Source organism: Pseudomonas sp. NCIMB 10586 (assembly GCF_023127895.1).
Taxonomy (GTDB): Bacteria; Pseudomonadota; Gammaproteobacteria; order Pseudomonadales; family Pseudomonadaceae; genus Aquipseudomonas; species Aquipseudomonas synxantha_A.
Genome location: NZ_SPKQ01000006.1, coordinates 55565 through 73302 on the forward strand (window position 1 = coordinate 55565; position 17738 = coordinate 73302).

Consider the following 17738-nt stretch of genomic DNA (forward strand, 5'->3'; position numbering starts at 1 on the left):
GATAACAGTGTATCAGGCAACTCTCTGGTGGCTGAGGCACCGCTATCGCAGGCAAGCCAGCTCCCACAGTTGGAGCTTCGGTGTTTGGAAGGCCGGTGCTAGAGCACTTTATCCAAGGTGATCGGAAACTCCCGCACCCGCTTGCCGGTGGCATGGTAAATCGCATTCGCCACTGCCGCCGCCACGCCGACAATGCCGATCTCCCCCACGCCCTTGGACCCTAGTGCATTGACCACATCGTCGTGTTCTTCGACAAACAGCACGTCAATCTCGCCGATATCGGCGTTCACCGGGATGTGGTACTCGGCCAGGCTGTGGTTCATGTAGCGTCCCAATTGATGGTCGACCTGGGTCTCTTCATGCAGCGCCATGCCAATGCCCCACACCACGCCGCCAAGGATCTGGCTGCGGGCCATCTTCGGGTTGACCACGCGCCCCGCAGCAATCGCGCTGACCACACGGCTGACCTTGATGGTGCCCAGGTCTTCATCCACCCGCACTTCGACGAACACCGCCGAGTGCGTAGCGCTGGCATAACCCTCGCGCTTCTTGTCGGGCTCGCTGTCGACCTGTACCTGCAAGGCGTCTTCACCGCTGTCCTTGACCAGTTGCGCCAACGACACGCTCACGTCACCGCTGTGTAGCTGGCCGTCTTCAAACCGAACCGAATCGGCATCCTTGAATACCGGGTAAGTCTGCCGGGCGATCTCCAGCAATTTGGCATTCAGCGCTTCGCACGCTTGCTGTACAGCGGTGCCGACGGAAGACACGGTAAACGAACCGCCCTGCAACGGCGCCGTGGGCAATGACGAATCACCCAGTAGAAAGCTGATATCGGCCATCGCCACGCCACTGGCCTGAGAGGCAATCTGGGTCATCACCGTGTAGGTGCCCGTGCCAATGTCGGTGGTGGCACTGCTGACAGTGAGTTTGCCGCTGCTATCGATGCGTGCCTTGGCGCTGGCCTTCATCTGCATGGCTTCCCACACCCCACCGGCCATGCCCCAGCCGATCAACTGGCGACCGTCGCGCATACTGCGCGGTTCCGGGTTGCGCTGGCTCCAGCCGAAACGTTCGGCGCCTTCGCTGTAGCATTCGCGCAGGGCTTTGCTCGACCAGGGTTTGCCTTCGTTCTGGTTGCGCTCGGCGTAATTGATCAGCCGCAGTTGCACCGGGTCGATGGCCAAGGCGCAGGCCAGTTCATCCATGGCACATTCCAGGCCGTTCACGCCCAGCGCAGCACCGGGGGCGCGCATGTCCAGCGGGGTAAAGACATCCAGCGGCACCAGCTTGTAGGTCAGTTGCACGTTGTCGCAGTGATAGAGCATGCCGCTCCACTCCACCACGTGCTCGCTGAAATCCTCGAAGCGCGAGGTCTGGCCAATCGCGGTATGCCCCAGGGCCAGCAAGCGCCCATTGGCGGCGGCACCCATCTGCAAACGCTGCAAAGTGCGTGGGCGATAGCCGAAGGTGAACATCTGCTGGCGAGTCAGGGTCACGCGCACCGACCGCTTGAGCGCCAGGGACGCCATCACTGCCAGTGGTAGTTGATACTGCGGGCGCAGGCCAGAACCGAAGGCGCCACCGACAAAGGCAGCAAAGATGCGCACCTGGCTTTTATCCAGGCCGAACACTTTTTGCACGTAGGCTTGGCAGTTCTGCGGGCCCTGGGTTTTGTCATGGATATGCAACGTGCCGTCCGGCTGATACAGCACGGTGCTGGCATGGGGCTCCATGGGGTTGTGGTGTTCGATGGGGGTGCTGTAATGCAGATCGAGGCTGATCGCCGCACCGGCCCACTCGGCCTGAAAGTTGCCGCGTGGCTCGGGCGGTGTCTGCGGTGAAGGGTAGGCCCGTTCCTGCTGGGTGAGCAGGTCCGTTTCGAAATCTTCAGGCGCGTATTCGATGTGCACCAGTGAACCGGCGTGCCGGGCCAGTTCCAGGTTATCGGCGATCACCAGGGCCAGGGGCTGGCCGCTGTAAAGCACGCGGTCGTTGTACAGCGGGCGAAAGGGTGAGCCGTCGGCGGCATCATCATCCTGGAAGGCGTCGTCGTAACTGGCGATTCTGGGGCGATTGAGGTGATCAATGACCTCGACCACGCCGGGCAAGGCCAGGGCCTTGGAGGCATCGATCTTTATAACGCGGCCTTTGGCGATGGTGCTGGAGACGACGCTGCCATGCAGCAGGCCATCCTCAGGGAACTCACCGGCATAACGCGCCTGGCCTGTGACCTTGAGCAGACCGTCGACACGGTCCAGGGGTTTGCCGATGGCACTCATGGCTGTTCTCCTGCGACAGCGGCGTCGCTCAAGGCACGGATGATTGCGCGTCGTGCCAGTTTGATCTTGAAGCCGTTGTGCTCCAGCGGCTCGGCGTCTTGCAATAGGGCATCGGCAGCGTTGCTGAAGGTTTCGCGGCTGACGGTCTGACCGACCAATGCCGCTTCCACTGCGCGGTCGCGCCAGGGTTTGTGCGCCACCCCGCCAAGGGCCAGGCGCGCATCGATGATGGTGTCGCCGTCCAGTTCCAGCGCCGCAGCCACCGACACCAAAGCAAAGGCATACGAGGCCCGGTCGCGGATTTTCAGGTAGTGGCTGTGCCGGGCCAGATGGTCGGCAGGCAGTTCGATCGCGGTGATCAGTTCGTCATCGGCCAATTGGTTGTCGCGCTGTGGCGCATCGCCGGGCAGACGGTGGAAATCGGCGAACTCGATGACACGTGCCCCCCCACGCCCTTCTACATGCACCCGTGCCTGGAGCGCCGCCAGGGCCACGCACATGTCCGAGGGATGCGTGGCCACGCACTGCTCACTGGCGCCAAGGATCGCATGGATGCGATTCAACCCCGTACGCGCCGGGCAGCCGCTACCGGGCTCGCGCTTGTTGCACGGCACCGTAGCGTCATAGAAGTAGTAGCAGCGGGTGCGCTGCAACAGGTTGCCACCGGTACTGGCCATGTTGCGCAATTGCGGCGAGGCCCCCGCCAGGATCGCTTGGGACAACAATGGGTAACGCTGTTCGATCAGCGGGTGCCAGGCCAGGTCGGCATTGCTCACCAACGCGCCGATCCGCACGCCGCCGTCGGCGGTTTCTTCAACCTCGTGCAAGGGCAAGCCGGTGATATCGATCAAGTGTTCCGGGCGGCTGATGTTTTCTTTCATCAAATCGAGCAGGTTGGTGCCCCCGGCAATGAAGCGCGAGGCCGCGTTGCTCAGGTGCACCGCCTCTTGAACATCGGCAGGCTTGCTGTAATGGAAGGGGTTCATTGTTCACCTCCCGAGCGGTGGCACGCCGGCAGCGCCTCTTCGATGGCGTCGCGGATATTGCTGTAGGCACCGCAGCGACACAGGTTGCCGCTCATCAGTTCCTGGATCTGCGCACGGTCGTGGGCGCGGCCTTCATTGGCCAGGCCCACGGCGGAACAGATCTGCCCGGGGGTGCAATAGCCGCACTGGAAGGCGTCATGCTTGATGAAGGCTTGCTGCATGGGGTGCAACTGGTCGCCTTCGGCCAGCCCTTCGATGGTGGTCAACTCGGCGCCGTCGCACATCACGGCCAGGGTCAGGCAGGCATTTACGCGCTTGCCGTCACGCAATACGGTGCAGGCACCGCACTGACCGTGGTCGCAGCCCTTTTTGCTGCCGACCAGGTCCAGCTGTTCGCGCAGCAGGTCGAGCAAGGTGGTCCAGGGCAGCACATCCAGTTGGCGCGGCTGGCCGTTGAGTGTCATGCGTATCGGGTGGCGGGCAAACGGCTGGGCCGCCGCGCCATTGGGGTTTGCGCTCATAAACACCTCACGGGTTGAAGTACATCCGCGGCGTTCAGGAAAATCGCCGTCTTAGGGGTACGACTTCCCGGGATTTTGAGCGTTCAAGATGATTGATCAGCGGATATTGAGCTGGGCTTTCAAGGTGTTTTGCGGGGGGTTGATCGAGGTATTGGTGAATTCGAACCAGCCCTGGGCCTGGACATTCAGGTCGAACACATAGATGTAGCCCATCAAGGTGCCCACGCCGTTGCACGCCTCACTGATGTTGCCCACCTGGCACACCGCCGTGCGTTGCCCGTTCAACTCTGCGCCATTGAAGCGGCCCATCGGGCTGTTGCCCAGGCCGACTTCCATGACCGACACCTGGGTGGGCCCACGGTGTTCGCACATCTGGGTGGTGTTCACCCGTTCGGGGATGGTTTCGCTGCATTTTGCCGATTCCACCTTGAACACCCGCACCTCGCTCAACGCCGGTGCAGCCGCGCCCCACGCCGGTGCTGCGCCCAGCCACAGGCTGATACTGGCGATCAGAGCTAGACTCCACGCGTTGGCTTTTTTCATGCTGGCAATGACCCGGTATTGAACGTCGGCGCAGTATGCCTCAAGGCCATGCGCCACACAGCCTCGGCTGCTGGTATGATGCGCCGCTTTTTCCGATCCTCTCTGAAACCACAGGCGCTTGGCGCAGTTTGTGCTTTGACTTAGAGGTCAACAAATAACGACGCACAATAGCGTCACAGGGAGCCGGCATGCTGGAAAAGCTGTTTCAACTCAAAGCCCACAACACCAATGTGCGCACCGAGATTCTTGCGGGGATCACCACCTTCCTGGCCATGGCCTACATCCTGTTCGTGAACCCGAGCATCCTCGGCGAAGCCGGCATGGACAAAGGCGCGGTGTTTGTCGCGACCTGCCTGGCGGCGGCCATCGGTTCCACCGTGATGGGCCTGATCGCCAACTACCCGATTGCGCTGGCGCCGGGCATGGGCCTCAACGCGTTCTTCACCTACACCGTGGTCCTGCACATGGGCCACACCTGGCAGGTGGCGCTGGGCGCGGTGTTCATTTCGGCGGTGCTGTTCTTCCTGCTGTCGATCTTCCGCATCCGCGAGTGGATCATCAACGCCATCCCACTGCCTCTGCGCTCGGCAATTGCTGCCGGTATCGGCCTGTTCCTGGCGCTGATTGCCCTGCATAACGCCGGGATCGTGGTCGCCAACCCGGCCACCCTGGTGGGCCTGGGCGACTTGAAACAACCGGCGCCAATCCTGGCGACGCTGGGTTTCGTCCTGATCGTCGCGCTCGAAGCCCTGGCCGTACGCGGTGCGGTGCTGATCGGTATCCTGGCGGTGACCATCGCCTCCATCGTATTGGGCTTCACGCCCTTCATCGGGGTGACCTCGGTGCCACCTTCGCTGGCTCCGACGTTCCTGCAGCTGGATATCAAGGGCGCGCTGGATATCGGCCTGGTCAGCGTGATCTTCGCCTTCCTGTTCGTCGACCTGTTCGATAACTCCGGCACCCTGATCGGCGTCGCCAAGCGCGCCGGCCTGATGGGCAAGGACGGCCATATGCCGAAAATGGGCCGTGCGCTGATCGCCGACAGCACCGCCGCCATGGCCGGCTCGCTGCTGGGTACTTCCACCACCACCAGCTACATCGAATCGGCCGCAGGCGTGAGCGCCGGTGGCCGCACCGGCTTGACCGCCATCGTGGTCGCGATCCTGTTCCTGCTGGCGCTGTTCTTCTCGCCGCTGGCCGCCAGCGTGCCCGCGTATGCCACCGCGCCAGCCCTGCTGTTTGTAGCGGTGCTGATGAGCCAGGGCCTGGCCGAAATCGACTGGGATGACATTACGGTTGCAGCGCCGGTGGTGATCACTGCCCTGGCAATGCCCTTCACTTACTCCATCGCCAACGGCATCGCCTTCGGTTTCATCGCCTGGACCGCCATCAAGCTGCTTTCGGGCCGCTACCGTGAGCTGAACCCGGCACTGGTAATCCTGTCGATTCTGTTTGTGATCAAGCTGGGCTGGTTCAACGCATGACTTTTGACGCCGCAAGCTACACCGCTCAACTGCAAGACAAGGTCACGCGTTTGCGTGACCTGCTGGCACCCTTCGACGCGCCCGAACCGCAGGTCTTCGATTCGCCCTTGCAAAACTTCCGCCTGCGCGCGGAGTTCCGCCTGTGGCGCGAAGGCGGTGATCGCCATTACGCAATGTTTTCCCAGGACGACAAGCGCACGCCGATCCTGATCGAAGCGTTTCCGATTGCCAGCCAGCGCATCAACCAGTTGATGCCGCAACTCAAGGCCGCCTGGCAAGCCAGCGCCGCCCTGAGCCATAAGCTGTTTCAGGTGGAGTTCCTCACCACCCTGGCCGGCGACGCGATGATCACCCTGTGCTATCACCGCCCGCTGGACGAGCATTGGCACACCGCCGCGAACAAGCTGGCGGCTGAGCTGAATGTGAGCATCATCGGCCGCTCCAAGGGCAAGCGCGATGTGATCGGCCAGGACTACGTAGTGGAGAAACTCGAGGTCGGTGGCCGCACCTTCAGCTACCGCCAGCCCGAAGGCGCCTTCACCCAGCCCAACGGTACGGTGAACCAGAAGATGCTCAACTGGGCATTTGAAGCCTTGGGCGACCGCCCGGACGATTTACTCGAACTCTACTGCGGCAACGGCAACTTCACCCTGCCGCTGGCCACTCGCGTGCGTAACGTGCTGGCCACCGAGATCAGCAAGACCTCGGTGAACGCGGCCTTGAGCAACCTCGATGAAAACGCGATCGGTAACGTCAAGTTGGTGCGCCTCTCCGCCGAGGAACTCACCGAGGCGCTCAATGAAGTGCGCCCATTCCGCCGCTTGCACGGCATCGACCTGAAAAGCTATGAGTTTGGCAGCGTATTCGTCGACCCGCCCCGCGCCGGCATGGACCCGGACACCTGCGAACTGACCCGGCGTTTCGACAATATCCTGTACATCTCCTGCAACCCGGAGACGTTGGCCGCCAACATCGCGCAACTGCATGACACGCACCGGATTACCCAATGTGCGATGTTCGACCAGTTCCCGTGGACGCACCATATGGAATCGGGTGTGTTGCTGACCCGCCGATAAAACCGCGGGGCATCGACCCAATAATGTGGGAGAGGGCTTGCTGTGGCGAGCCCCCTCCCACAGGGGTTACTCATGTGTCTGGTGTTTCTGGTACGTCCTTGCGTGGCCGCCCGCCCTTCTTGCCATTGGCGCGGGCGGCGGCGGATTTGGCCGCGCTGCTTTTGCGACCATTGCGCGATGCCACCAGGCTGGTTGCCAGGTCCATCAGCGGCTGGCTTGTAGCGATCAGGCCGGTAATCGAAACGTCCAGGTCCTGAGCTTCACAGCTTATCGCTTTGCCACCGAACGTCACTTCCAGTTGCTGAAAGTCTTTCTCTGAAAACCCCTCGAACTCCGGAAGGCCAGCCACCGGCAACACCACGCGGCTGCCATCGCTGAAGCCGATGGAGAGGCAGTCGTTTTCATAACGCACATTGCTGGCGTTGGCGTACAGGCGCTTCAACCTGCGCCCTCGGGCGATTGCCTTGTCAACGTCGGCCTCAGTGAGAGGTACATAAGGTTTGACCTTAGCTTTTACGATCTTCATAAATTAATCCCCACGCAATCTGGCGCTCTTACCAGATTCAAAATAGTCCGTTGCTCGACAACGTCGTGCCGGGCGCTTGCGATGACGTAGACGCCCGGTCGAATGACCAATCCTGGAACCAACTCACCAGCGTCCCAATCCCAGGAATGATTCTCCAGGCAAACCGTCTGCAGTTTTTCCCACCAAATCCTGCGTGCCCGCGCCAGGTAGTGCCGCTGCATGATCGCCTCGCGTATTTCCTTCAGTACCGACATGGGTGGCCGCCTCCGTTCAGGCTCTACGTCCCACAACTCAACATCCCCACCCAAAAAACTGAAGCGAAATCGTGCATCCCATCCCTTGCCCCTGACATACACATGGGGCGGGCAATGCTCATCCCTGATAAACACTGAAATCACGTAGCCTTTGTAAGCACCTACTCTCATCGTAACCCATCCGTTAGGTTATTTTCCGCCAGGTAACAATTTCCCTCTGCCACCCGACAACCGGCTCCTGATTCCCGAAGCTGTTTCACAGACTAGTAACCACAAAAAACCCGGCGAATGCCGGGTTGTAACCACTCATGCCGAGGGCCGGAAATACCCGGCCAACGCCCGCAAGTCCTGCTCGCTCAGCAACCCCGCGTAATACTTCAACTGAATGCGCGCCAGCAGGTACGCGTGGCGTGCATTGGCCAGGTCACGGCGGGCGGTGAACAGTTGTTGTTCGGCGTCGAGTACATCAAGGTTGACCCGCTCGCCGCCACTGACGCTTTTCTTCGTGGCGCTCACCAGCGCCGTGGCGGAACTCACTGCCATTTCATAGGCCCGCACCTTGGCCGCGCCGCTGGTGTTGAGGTTGAATTGCTTGCGCAACTCCACCAAGGTTGCGGCGGTTTGCGCGTCCAGCTCGTATTGAGCCTGGGACAATTGGTTGGCCGCCTGACGGGTAGAGGCTGAGACCGAGCCACCGGCAAACAGCGGCAGGCTGATCTGAATGCCGACGCTGTTGGTGTCGTACTTCTGGTTGTAGCTGCTTTCTGAGTCGGAACTGGTTTTGCGACTGGTCGCGAACAGGCTGACCTTGGGCAAATGCCCGGCGCGCTTGCGCTCCACTTCATAAGAGGCCACGTCGAGCGCGTGGTGCTGGGACTTGAGTTCGGGGTTGTTGGCCATGGCTAGTTCACGCCAGGTTTCGAAACGGTTGGGCTCAAGCGGCGCGATCTCGAATGAGCGGGCCAGGGGTGCCAGTTCTTCGATGTGCAGCGGCTGGCCGACAATGGCTTCCAACTCACGCAAAGCGCTGTCCTGGGCATCCACGGCTTCGATCTCTTCGGCCTGGGCCAGGCTTAGGCGCGCCTGGGTTTCGAGTACATCGGTCCGCGTGCCTTCACCGCCTTTGAGCAGGCGGTCATTGAGTTGCAGGCGCTCGGCAAACGCCCGTTTCTGGGCGCGGCTCAACTCGATGCGCTCTTGTGCCAGCAATGCCTGGCTGTAGGCGCTCAACACCCGCACGGCCAACTCCTGGCTCTTGCCGCGAAAGCGCTCGTCGGCCATCAACGCCTGGGCAGTGCCTTGGCGAAAACGCGCATAGGCTTCGTAATCGAGCAGCGGTTGCTGCAAGGTCAGGGCCGAGGCGTAGCTGCGGTAATTGCGGTCGCTGGTGACATTACCCACCGCCGTACTCTGGGTGACTTCGGACTCATTGCGCGAGTTGTTGTAGCTCCATGACAGGTTCGGCAGCAACGCGGCTCGACCAATCACGCGGTTTTCTTCACCGGCCTCACGCTCCTGGATCGCCGCCTGAAAGGTCGGGTCGTTGCGTAGCGCCAAATCATACACATCCAACAGACCCAGGGCGTTTGCCGCTGGCGTGCAACTTAAACAGAGGGTAAACAACAACGCCTTCATTCTTCCACCAGGGCCATATGGGTACGGTCCAGCAAGGGTTTGAACAGGTAGTTGAGCATCGAGCGCTCGCCGGTCTTGACGAAGGTTTCCACCGGCATCCCCGGACGGATCTGCACGCCGTCCAGTTGCTGCATACCCGCTGCGCTGACCTGGGCCCGTAGCGTGTAATACGGCTCATCGGTACGCTCATCGACCTGGCGGTCGGCCGAGACCAACGTGACCTCGCCCGCCACCCGTGGCGTGGTGGATTGGTTGAATGCCGAAAACATCAACTCAACCGGCAAGCCCGGGTGCACCTTGTCGATCATCTGTACCGGCACCCGCGCCTCCACCCACAACGGCTCTCCCTGGGGCACGATGTCCATCAGGGCCTCACCGGGCTTGATCACGCCGCCCTCGGTGTATACCTGCAACCCCACCACCACGCCGGATGCCGGAGCACGAACCAGGCTGTTGGCCAGTTCGAACTCGGCGGAGGCCAGGCGATTGCGCAAGTCCTCGCTGCGGGTGCGAGTCTCGGCCAACTGGGTGCGCAGGTCTTTCTGGAAGTCTTCGCCCAACTGGCGGATGCGCAAACGCAACTCCAGCACCTGGCGCTGCAACTGGCCGATACGCCCGAAATCCTCAGCGATAGCGCCGTCGATTTGCGCATACAGCCGCTCGCTGTCGAGCAGGCGATTGCGTGGGATGTAGCCGTCACGCGCCAACTCGCGCAGGCCCTGAAGCTGCTCATTCAACGCCGCCCGCTGTTGCACTTTGCTCGCTTGGGAGGCCCGCGTGCCGCGCAACTGCGCCTCAAAGCCGGCGATGGTTTCGCGCAGGCCCGCCTGTTCGGTGGCCAGGGCCTGGGCACGGCTCTGGAATAACTGGCGTTGCAGGGTCAGGGTGTTTGCGACGTCGGGATCGGCCAGCAGCTCGGGGCCAAATGCAATGGCCGGCAAGCCTTCGCTCTCGGCACTCAAGCGCGCTTCGCTGGCCAGCGACGCCAGGTATTGGCTGCGCAGTGACTGCATCTGCCCGCGCAACGGTGTTTCTTTCAGGCGCAACAACACCTGGCCTGCGCGTACCCGGTCACCGTCACGCACTTCAATACGCTCCACGATCCCGCCCGCCGGGTGTTGCACCGTCTTGCGATGCCCCGACACCATGACCTTGCCCGGCACCGCCACGCCCTTGTCCAACGGTGCCAGCGCCGCCCAGCCAAGAAAGCCGGCAAAGCCTCCAAGCACCAGCCACCACCCCAGGCGCGAGTATTTTTTGTCATCCAGCGCCAGCACGTTGTGTGGCTGGTCGCTGATCAACGCAGGTTTGCTCTGGTTCATGCGGGTTTTCCTTCACCGAAGCGGTAGCTCATGCTCATGCTCGACACCGGCTTGCTGGCCACAGGTTTTTGCCGCGCCTCCAACACCCGCGCCGTCGGGCCGAACGCCTGCATCTGGCCGTCCTTGAGGATCAGCAACTGGTCGGTCAGGCTCAGCACGTTGGGTTTGTGGGTGATCAGAATCAGGGTGCGGCGCTGTTGCTTGAGCAGGGCGATGGCTTGCAGCAGCGCCTGCTCGCCCACTTCGTCGAGGTTGGCATTGGGCTCATCCAGCACAATCAGCGCCGGCAGGCCGTACAGCGCACGCGCCAGGGCCACCCGTTGTTTTTGCCCGCCGGACAAGCCTGCGCCGCCCTCGCCCAGTTGCGTGTCGTAGCCTTGCGGCAGTTGCAGGATCAGCTCGTGCACGCCGGCCATTTGCGCCGCAGCGAGGACTTTGTCGGCCTCCACCGTTTCAAAACGCGCGATGTTTTGCGCAATGCTGCCCGCGAACAGCTGGATGTCCTGGGGCAAGTAACCGATATGCGGGCCCAGTTGCTGTTTGTCCCACACGGCCAGGTCGGCGCCATCCAAGCGCACCTTGCCGGCCAGCGGGGCCCAGGCCCCCACCAGCACCCGCGCCAGGGTGGACTTGCCGCAGCCCGAGGGGCCGATCACACCGAGCACGTCACCCGCCGGCAGGCTGAAGCCCAGGTTGGCCAGCGCGGGCCGGCGGCTGCCGGGGGCGCAGGCGCTGATCTGCTCCAGGCTTACCTGGCCCTTGGGCACTGGCAGGCTCATGCGTGCCGGTCGCGCCGGGTTATCCTGCAGCAACAACGACAAACGCTCATAGGCCAGGCGCGCCGAACCCCACTGCCTCCACACGCCGATCAACTGGTCGATGGGGCTGAGCACGCGCCCCATCAGGATCGACCCGGCAATCATCATCCCCGGCGTAATGTCGCCGTTGACCGCCAACCAGGCGCCCAAACCCAGCACCAGCGATTGCAGGGCCAGGCGTACGCCCTTGGACCAGGCTGTGACCACCGCAGTCTTTTCACTGGCCAGGTTCTGCTGCACCAGAAACGCCTGGTGCTGGCTGAACCAGCGCCCGCGCAGTGTGGCGAGCATACCCATGGCCTCGATGGTGTCGGCATTGCGCAGGTTGGCCGTGGCCTGCTGGCTGGCACTGATCGACAGTTGGCTGGCCAGTGCCATCGGCGCCTGGCTGACATGGTGGTTGGCCCACGCCAGCGCGATCAGCAGCAGCGCACCACCCAGCGCCAGCAGGCCCAGCCAAGGGTGGAACAGGAAGATCACCAGCAGGTACACCGGAAACCACGGCGCATCGAAAAAGGCGAACAGCGCCTGGCCGGTGGCGAACTGGCGCAAGGTGGTCAGGTCGTGCAGGGCCTGGCCCGCGGCCTGGGTGCCGCCCTTGAGTTGCGCTTCATAAGCGGCGTCGAACACCCGCTGGTTCAAACGCATGTCCATTTGCGTGCCGAGGCGAATCACCACTTGGCTGCGCACCCACTCCAACGCCCCCATCAAGGCGAACAGGCCGAGGATCATCAGCGTCAGCATCAGCAGGGTCATCTGGTTGCCGGAAGCCAATACCCGGTCGTACACCTGCAACATGTACAGCGCCGGGGCCAGCATCAGCAGGTTGATCACCGCTGAGAACAGGCCGATGTTGAAGAAGGCGCTTTTATAGGCCGTGAGTGCAGCCAGCATCTCATTCGCGCGCTTGGCACCGGGCCGAGTCATGGAGGTTGTCCCATTGAAGAGTCAAGCAAGGGCTCGCCCGGTGCGTTGACAGCACCTGCGGCGCACCCACAGAATTTGCCCCCGCCGCCGCACTGGCCTTCGAAAACTCGGGCGGCGACGGGGTTTCAACCAGGCCGGTGAAGGCGTGAGCTTTCATCGGCTTTTTTGCATCAGGCGGCCAGGGCGAAGTCTTGCGGCGCATCCTGAATCCCGACCAGGCCCACATCGGCAGCGGCGAACGCAGCCGAATCCTGATGCGCCACACCGGCGGCGGCCAGTTGGTCGAAGGTGGAGTTGACCGACAGGCTTGGGTCGATGCCCTTGAGCAAGGTGTCGATTGCCGAGGCCAGCGCCGAACTGTCACCGCTCATCAGGCCGTACACGATTTTGTGCACCTGGCCGTCACGGCCTTCGGATTGCAGACTCGACAGGCCCAGGTTGGTGAAGCTGACTTCCTGGTTGGCGATGCTGTAGCCACCGCTGGTTGCGCCACCGGCAAGGGTATCGCCCAGGGTCAGGCCATCGAGCGAGCCCCACAGGGTGTGGGTCGGCGGATTGAACAAGGTGTAATGCAGGCTGCCTTCGGCAACCACTGCCGCATCACTGACGCTGCTCGAAACGCCATATTGGGTGCCGTCGAACGGCCCAGGATTGAAACCACCGGTGTTCACACCCTCTTTGACCGAACCTTCACGGTGGTTGAGATCACCGAAGTAGGCCGACCAATCGCTCAGGTACTGGGCGACGGTGCTAGCGGCGTAGGTCGTGCTGTATGAAATAGAAATGCTCATGCAAAACTCCAAGTCATTGGGTGGTCACTCCCCAGCAAGCCAGTGCCTGCTGTGGTTTTGCCCGTTACTGGGCAAAAGCGGTCAGAACTGATATTCAACGGTGCCCTGCAACGTGCGCCCACGGCCCAGGGTGAAGGCCAGCACGTCGCCCAACGGCACCAGGTAGGCGCGGTCGGTGACGTTTTCCATGGCCAGGCGCAGGGTCAGTTGATCGGTGGCGCGGTAACTGCCGTAAAGGTCATAGACGGTGTAGGGCTTCCAGTCGGCGGGGTAGACGCCGGTTTGCGCGGTGGTCACCCCGGCGGCGCCTTTGACGTAGTAGCCCGCGCTGTAGCGAGCGCGCACGCCCACATCCAGCTTGCGCTCAAGGAACCGTGCGCCCAGGGTGGCGGTGCCACGGTCCATGGGCATGTGTTCGGAAGAGCCCAGGATCGCGCTGCAACCCACGCCGGCATTGGCCGCATCGTCCGGTACCATCGCATCCACCGGCGCCCGGTTGCCGGGCCGCTTCTGGGTTTTGGTCACGCCGCCGAGCCAGGCGGTTTTGCTGCAAAACTTGTTGCTGCCGAGCATCCGCGTGTAGTTGAACTGGCCGTAGGCAAAGCCGGCGTCGTAATCGAGCTGGTACTCAAGGCCACGAAAACGCGTGGTTTCCAGGTTGTTGACGTAGGCCGCACTGCCGATATTGACGTTGCCATAGCCGGGTGGCTGCACGCCCAGGGCCATATAGGAAAAGTCATCGACCCGGGTGTTGAAGTACGACACTTTCATGCCCGCGCGATCATCGGCGAACAGCAGGTCTTGCTTGAGCACATTGAACCCGACTTCCCACGCAGTGGATCGCTCCGGCTTGAGGTAGGGGTTGGGGAGAATCGACTCCGAACCACCGCCATGGGGCCGGCCGCTGACCAGGGCTTCGGTCACCGCCGGCGGACGCCAGCCCTTGCCGTAGGTGGCGAAGAGCTGCAGCCAATCGACGCCGGGCTTGATCGACAGCCCGAAGGTCGGGGAGAAGCGGCCCTCCTCGCGATCCACGTCGTAATTGACCGGCACCCCAATCTGGCGGGTGGTGCCGAGGATGAACGTGCGGGTGTTCAAGCCGGTTTCGCCGCGCAGCCGATAGCGGTCATAACGCAAGCCGGCGTTGAGGTTCAGCCAACCGTCGTAGTCCAGATCCAGGCGCCCGAACACGCTGCCCATCGCGCGGTCGCCTTTGGGCGTGATGCTTTCCGCCGCCGACGCCGTCAGCGCCGAGCCGGCTTCTACGGCCTGGTTGGAATCGGGCCGAACCTTATCGTAGAAAAACTCCAGCCCGTAGTTGGCCTTGAGTGCGGCCAGCTCGGTCAGGGCGAAGGTCGAGATGTTCTGCGCCTGCACGCCATAGGTATTGGTTTGATAGGTAACGTCGTAACCCTTGCTGATCCCCCTGGCCAGCGTGGATTGGTCATTGCGGGTATCCACATGGTAAAGCTTGGCCTTGAAGTCGATCAGCGGGTTGTCGGGTGCATAGCTGTAATCCAGCGCGAAGTTCTGCGCCTTGACGTTGCTGCTGCCGAGCTTTTCCCACAACTGGGGCTTTTCGGCGGTCATCATGTTGACGTCGTCGTAGTCGACCTCGGTGACCAGGTAGCTCAGTTGCAGACGCTGATCAACTGGCAGGTTGAGCCCCAGCTTGAGCAGGCGCGAGCGCATCACCGAGCCTGAATAGGCGACCGTGCTGTGCTTGATGCGCTCTTCACTGGCCGGCATGTACGCCGCACCGGTACGCAGCTCGCCGATGCTGCCCTTGGTGCCGGGGTTGTAATCGCCCAGGTGACGCTCACTGGCGGCCACCAACATGTCCCACACGTCGGTCCCCACGGCAAACGCCGAACTGCCGATAAAGTGCGTGCCGTTGCTGCGCCCGCCCAACCCGGTGGTGAGGCGAATGCGCCCGCCGATTTGCTTGCCGTCCTTGAGCAGGTCGGCGGCCTCCACGGTACGGAAATTGGCCACCCCGCCAATCACGCCAGCCCCGCCTTGGGTTGAGGTCGCGCCCTTTTCGATCACCACTTCGGACAACAACTCTGGGTCGACATACAGCGTGCCATTGCGTTGCTGGTGGCCGCTCTGCTGGTAATTCTGGCGCATGCCATCGACCGACATATTGACCCGGCCATAGTCCTGGATACCGCGGATATTCACGGACAGGCCAGGGTCTTGCTGGCTGACGGCGGAGTAGACGCCGGGCGCCTCTTCGAGCATCTCGGCAGCATGGCGTGGCGGGTTGCGGTCCAGTTGCTCGCGATCGACCACGCTGACCGAACGTGGTGTTGAATACACCCAGTCCTGCTTGTGCAGGCCGGTGATGGTGGTGGTGCCCAAGGCCAGCGCTCCGGCCTGTTGCTCGACGCGGGTCAAGGTGACCTGGCGCTCGCCGGTGAAACGATATTCAACCGGTGCGGCACCCAGCAGGCGGCCAAGACCTTCCTGCACGTCGAAGCTGCCCTTGAGCGCGGAGCTGCTCAACCCTTGCAGGCGCTGGCTGTCGAACAGCACTTGCAGGCCCGCCTGATCGGCGAACGCCAGTACTGCACTGCCCAGGGATTGCGCAGGAATGTCGAACCTCAACACAGCAGATTGGGCTGCGCCAGCCGCAGGCTGCACGGCATGCACCGGCGCGGCGACGGCAAACAATCCCAAGTGAATGGCCAGGGCCAACCGGCTGCCGGTGATACGCCCCTTGGTGAGTGCTGACATGTATGGTTATCCCTGCGCTAAGCGTTTTTTGTTTATGCGAATGCTTCTCACCTAGCAAGACGCGCGAGACGCGAGAAGTCAGTAAGGCTTTTTAGAAATTTTTAATGAGGGTTTGAAAACCAGCCCGCGTGTGGCGGGGGGGCTTGCTCCCCTTCGACTGCGCAGCAGTCGCAAGCAAGCTTGCTCGCCACAGGACAGAGCTGCTGCCGATAACGCGAAAGGTCAATAGATCAGGCTGAGGCCGGCCAGGTCCAAGCGTTGCACTTGAAGTTCCTGGGTCAGGGTGGCGAGTGCGCTGTCGAGCATGTCCAGGCGGAAGACACCGCTGACTTCGCGCTCACCCAAGGCCGCGTCGGTCAACACTACCCGCCCGGGGCGGTAACGGTTGAGTTGCTCGATAACCTTGGCCAACGGCTGGCGGTCGAAGATCAACACACCGCGCCGCCAACTGGTGGCGCGATCCACATCAAACTGATCAAGGCTGACCACGCCGTCACTTAGGCTGTAACGCGCAGCCTGGCCTTGCTGCACAACGCGCTCGACCGGGCCTGTGGTCGGTGAGGCCTGCATAGACACCTCGACGCTGTGCTGCAGCACACCGACCCAGGCCTGGCTCTGGCCCTCACGCTCGACCACAAACCGCGTGCCCAGCGCCCGGGTCTGGCCCCCGGCGCTGTGCACCACGAACGGCCGGGTTTCTTCGCCTTTCATCGGCGCCACATCAAAAACCGCCGAGCCCTGGAGCAGGCTGATACCCCGCTGCACGCCATCGTAATCCAGGCGAATGGCGCTGGCGGAATCCAGTTCCACCCTACTGCCGTCCGCCAGGTGCACCGTGCGCACCTCTCCCTTTTGCGTGACGTAGTCGGCCTGCATGTGCAGCAACACGTCGGGCCCGCGTAGCCAGCCGACGCCGGCCACCACCACGACCAGCGCCACAGCGGCTGCACGTTGCCACGGCCTTCTGCGTTTGGTGCGGCGCACGGGCGGGGTCGGCGCGGCTGGCCGTTGTCGGTGTACGGGCTCGTCCTTATGTACTTCACCCAATGCCGCCCAGGTCTGCTCGGCAAACCGCAGCGCCCCTTCGTGACGGCTGTCGCGGGCGATCCACTGGCGCAACTCGGCCTGCTCCTGTTCGCTCAGGGCACCGGCGTGCAGGCGCACCGCCCATTCGGCAGCCGCCTCGGTAATGCTGTGCTGTTGCGGACCCTGGCTATTCACGTGTGAATCTCGAATTTTCGTTATATAGACGCTCTGACGTCTGGCCTGGCATTTTTCGGTAATTCATTCGTCGGATGGCGCCACCTCGCCTTCCTGCAAGCGCTGCATCACATAGGCCAACGCCTTGGCCAGATGCTTTTGCACTGAGCTGTCGGAGATAGCCAGGTGCCGGGCGACCTGGGCGTGGGTCATGCCTTCGATACGGTTCAAGCGAAAAATCTGCTGGGTGCGCTCCGGCAGTTCCGCCAGCGCCTGCTTCAATGCCTGTCGCTGTTGCTGCGCCATTGCCTGAGCCTCCAACCCGGCCACGTCATCTTCAATCTCGGCCAGCGCCTCATGGGGCACGGTGTCGGTCTTGCGCCGTGCTTCCTGACGAATATGGTCGATCAGCAGATTGCTTGCCGTTCGATAGAGATAGCCCTGGGAGTTGTCGATGCGCTCACCGGCCGGTTTTTCCGCCAGCCGCAGGAAGCTCTCCTGCACCAGGTCTGCGGCCAATTGCGGGTCCCGTACCTTGCGCGCCAGATACCCGCGCAGGGTATCGGCGTGCTTGAGAAACAGGCCCTTGAGATCCACGTCCGACAAACCGACTCCCTGGAATGTATAGGAAACA

At 62.3% G+C, this 17738-nt stretch carries 15 protein-coding genes; 2 read left to right on the forward strand and 13 right to left on the reverse strand.

Annotated features, from left to right (window positions below; translation table 11 throughout):
- Positions 1-98 precede the first annotated feature (98 nt).
- The 4 genes from E4P01_RS01725 to E4P01_RS01740 all read right to left on the reverse strand — a co-directional run bounded on the left by E4P01_RS01725 (position 99) and on the right by E4P01_RS01740 (position 4332).
- The gene (locus E4P01_RS01725; RefSeq protein ID WP_216092132.1) at positions 99-2282 is read right to left on the reverse strand and encodes a xanthine dehydrogenase family protein molybdopterin-binding subunit; all 2184 of its coding nucleotides are present in this window, start codon (positions 2280-2282) and stop codon (positions 99-101) included.
- The gene (locus tag E4P01_RS01730) at positions 2279-3268 is read right to left on the reverse strand and encodes a xanthine dehydrogenase family protein subunit M (RefSeq protein ID WP_078822380.1); all 990 of its coding nucleotides are present in this window, start codon (positions 3266-3268) and stop codon (positions 2279-2281) included. The genes E4P01_RS01725 and E4P01_RS01730 overlap by 4 nt, the downstream gene beginning before the upstream one ends.
- Complete coding sequence (locus tag E4P01_RS01735; protein ID WP_005791634.1) at positions 3265-3789, reverse strand: (2Fe-2S)-binding protein; 525 nt, start codon at positions 3787-3789, stop codon at positions 3265-3267. Before E4P01_RS01735 ends, E4P01_RS01730 begins: the two co-directional genes overlap by 4 nt.
- Before the next feature lie 96 nt (positions 3790-3885).
- The gene (locus tag E4P01_RS01740) at positions 3886-4332 is read right to left on the reverse strand and encodes a DUF4879 domain-containing protein (RefSeq protein ID WP_005791635.1); all 447 of its coding nucleotides are present in this window, start codon (positions 4330-4332) and stop codon (positions 3886-3888) included.
- Positions 4333-4520: 188 nt separating this feature from the next.
- Between E4P01_RS01740 and E4P01_RS01745 the strand changes: the two genes are divergently transcribed.
- A complete protein-coding gene (locus tag E4P01_RS01745; RefSeq protein WP_216092133.1) occupies positions 4521-5816 on the forward strand; it encodes an NCS2 family permease in 1296 nt (431 codons plus the stop codon).
- Positions 5813-6892 (forward strand): tRNA (uridine(54)-C5)-methyltransferase TrmA, encoded by a 1080-nt coding sequence (gene trmA, locus E4P01_RS01750; protein ID WP_078822381.1) that lies wholly within the window; start codon positions 5813-5815, stop codon positions 6890-6892. The genes E4P01_RS01745 and trmA overlap by 4 nt, the downstream gene beginning before the upstream one ends.
- Positions 6893-6962: 70 nt before the next feature.
- Here the strand turns inward: trmA and E4P01_RS01755 are convergent, their stop codons facing one another.
- From E4P01_RS01755 to E4P01_RS01795, 9 genes are all read right to left on the reverse strand, one after another.
- A complete protein-coding gene (locus E4P01_RS01755) occupies positions 6963-7418 on the reverse strand; it encodes a DUF2442 domain-containing protein (RefSeq protein WP_078822382.1) in 456 nt (151 codons plus the stop codon).
- The gene (locus tag E4P01_RS01760) at positions 7415-7843 is read right to left on the reverse strand and encodes a DUF4160 domain-containing protein (protein WP_216092134.1); all 429 of its coding nucleotides are present in this window, start codon (positions 7841-7843) and stop codon (positions 7415-7417) included. The genes E4P01_RS01755 and E4P01_RS01760 overlap by 4 nt, the downstream gene beginning before the upstream one ends.
- 135 nt (positions 7844-7978) lie before the next feature.
- The gene (locus E4P01_RS01765) at positions 7979-9307 is read right to left on the reverse strand and encodes a TolC family outer membrane protein (protein ID WP_216092135.1); all 1329 of its coding nucleotides are present in this window, start codon (positions 9305-9307) and stop codon (positions 7979-7981) included.
- A complete protein-coding gene (locus tag E4P01_RS01770; protein ID WP_216092136.1) occupies positions 9304-10629 on the reverse strand; it encodes an HlyD family type I secretion periplasmic adaptor subunit in 1326 nt (441 codons plus the stop codon). Before E4P01_RS01770 ends, E4P01_RS01765 begins: the two co-directional genes overlap by 4 nt.
- Entirely contained in the window at positions 10626-12374 is a 1749-nt protein-coding gene (locus E4P01_RS01775) for a type I secretion system permease/ATPase (protein ID WP_216092137.1), read from the reverse strand. The genes E4P01_RS01770 and E4P01_RS01775 overlap by 4 nt, the downstream gene beginning before the upstream one ends.
- A gap of 170 nt (positions 12375-12544) precedes the next feature.
- Entirely contained in the window at positions 12545-13165 is a 621-nt protein-coding gene (locus tag E4P01_RS01780) for a heme acquisition protein HasA (RefSeq protein ID WP_032879376.1), read from the reverse strand.
- Positions 13166-13246: 81 nt separating this feature from the next.
- Positions 13247-15904, reverse strand: coding sequence for a TonB-dependent receptor (locus tag E4P01_RS01785; protein ID WP_216092138.1), 2658 nt, complete (start codon positions 15902-15904; stop codon positions 13247-13249).
- Positions 15905-16126: 222 nt separating this feature from the next.
- A complete protein-coding gene (locus E4P01_RS01790) occupies positions 16127-17125 on the reverse strand; it encodes a FecR family protein (RefSeq protein WP_103734833.1) in 999 nt (332 codons plus the stop codon).
- A 63-nt stretch (positions 17126-17188) separates the two neighbouring features.
- Complete coding sequence (locus E4P01_RS01795; protein ID WP_032879370.1) at positions 17189-17710, reverse strand: RNA polymerase sigma factor; 522 nt, start codon at positions 17708-17710, stop codon at positions 17189-17191.
- Positions 17711-17738: the final 28 nt, after the last annotated feature.

Excerpts from the sequence above, each read along its gene's own strand:
- E4P01_RS01725 (WP_216092132.1), bottom strand. The coding sequence starts at position 2,282 with ATGAGTGCCATCGGCAAACCCCTGGACCGTGTCGACGGTCTGCTCAAG.
- E4P01_RS01730 (WP_078822380.1), bottom strand. The coding sequence starts at position 3,268 with ATGAACCCCTTCCATTACAGCAAGCCTGCCGATGTTCAAGAGGCGGTG.
- E4P01_RS01735 (WP_005791634.1), bottom strand. The coding sequence starts at position 3,789 with ATGAGCGCAAACCCCAATGGCGCGGCGGCCCAGCCGTTTGCCCGCCAC.
- E4P01_RS01740 (WP_005791635.1), bottom strand. The coding sequence starts at position 4,332 with ATGAAAAAAGCCAACGCGTGGAGTCTAGCTCTGATCGCCAGTATCAGC.
- E4P01_RS01745 (WP_216092133.1), top strand. The coding sequence starts at position 4,521 with ATGCTGGAAAAGCTGTTTCAACTCAAAGCCCACAACACCAATGTGCGC.
- trmA (WP_078822381.1), top strand. The coding sequence starts at position 5,813 with ATGACTTTTGACGCCGCAAGCTACACCGCTCAACTGCAAGACAAGGTC.
- E4P01_RS01755 (WP_078822382.1), bottom strand. The coding sequence starts at position 7,418 with ATGAAGATCGTAAAAGCTAAGGTCAAACCTTATGTACCTCTCACTGAG.
- E4P01_RS01760 (WP_216092134.1), bottom strand. The coding sequence starts at position 7,843 with ATGAGAGTAGGTGCTTACAAAGGCTACGTGATTTCAGTGTTTATCAGG.
- E4P01_RS01765 (WP_216092135.1), bottom strand. The coding sequence starts at position 9,307 with ATGAAGGCGTTGTTGTTTACCCTCTGTTTAAGTTGCACGCCAGCGGCA.
- E4P01_RS01770 (WP_216092136.1), bottom strand. The coding sequence starts at position 10,629 with ATGAACCAGAGCAAACCTGCGTTGATCAGCGACCAGCCACACAACGTG.
- E4P01_RS01775 (WP_216092137.1), bottom strand. The coding sequence starts at position 12,374 with ATGACTCGGCCCGGTGCCAAGCGCGCGAATGAGATGCTGGCTGCACTC.
- E4P01_RS01780 (WP_032879376.1), bottom strand. The coding sequence starts at position 13,165 with ATGAGCATTTCTATTTCATACAGCACGACCTACGCCGCTAGCACCGTC.
- E4P01_RS01785 (WP_216092138.1), bottom strand. The coding sequence starts at position 15,904 with ATGTCAGCACTCACCAAGGGGCGTATCACCGGCAGCCGGTTGGCCCTG.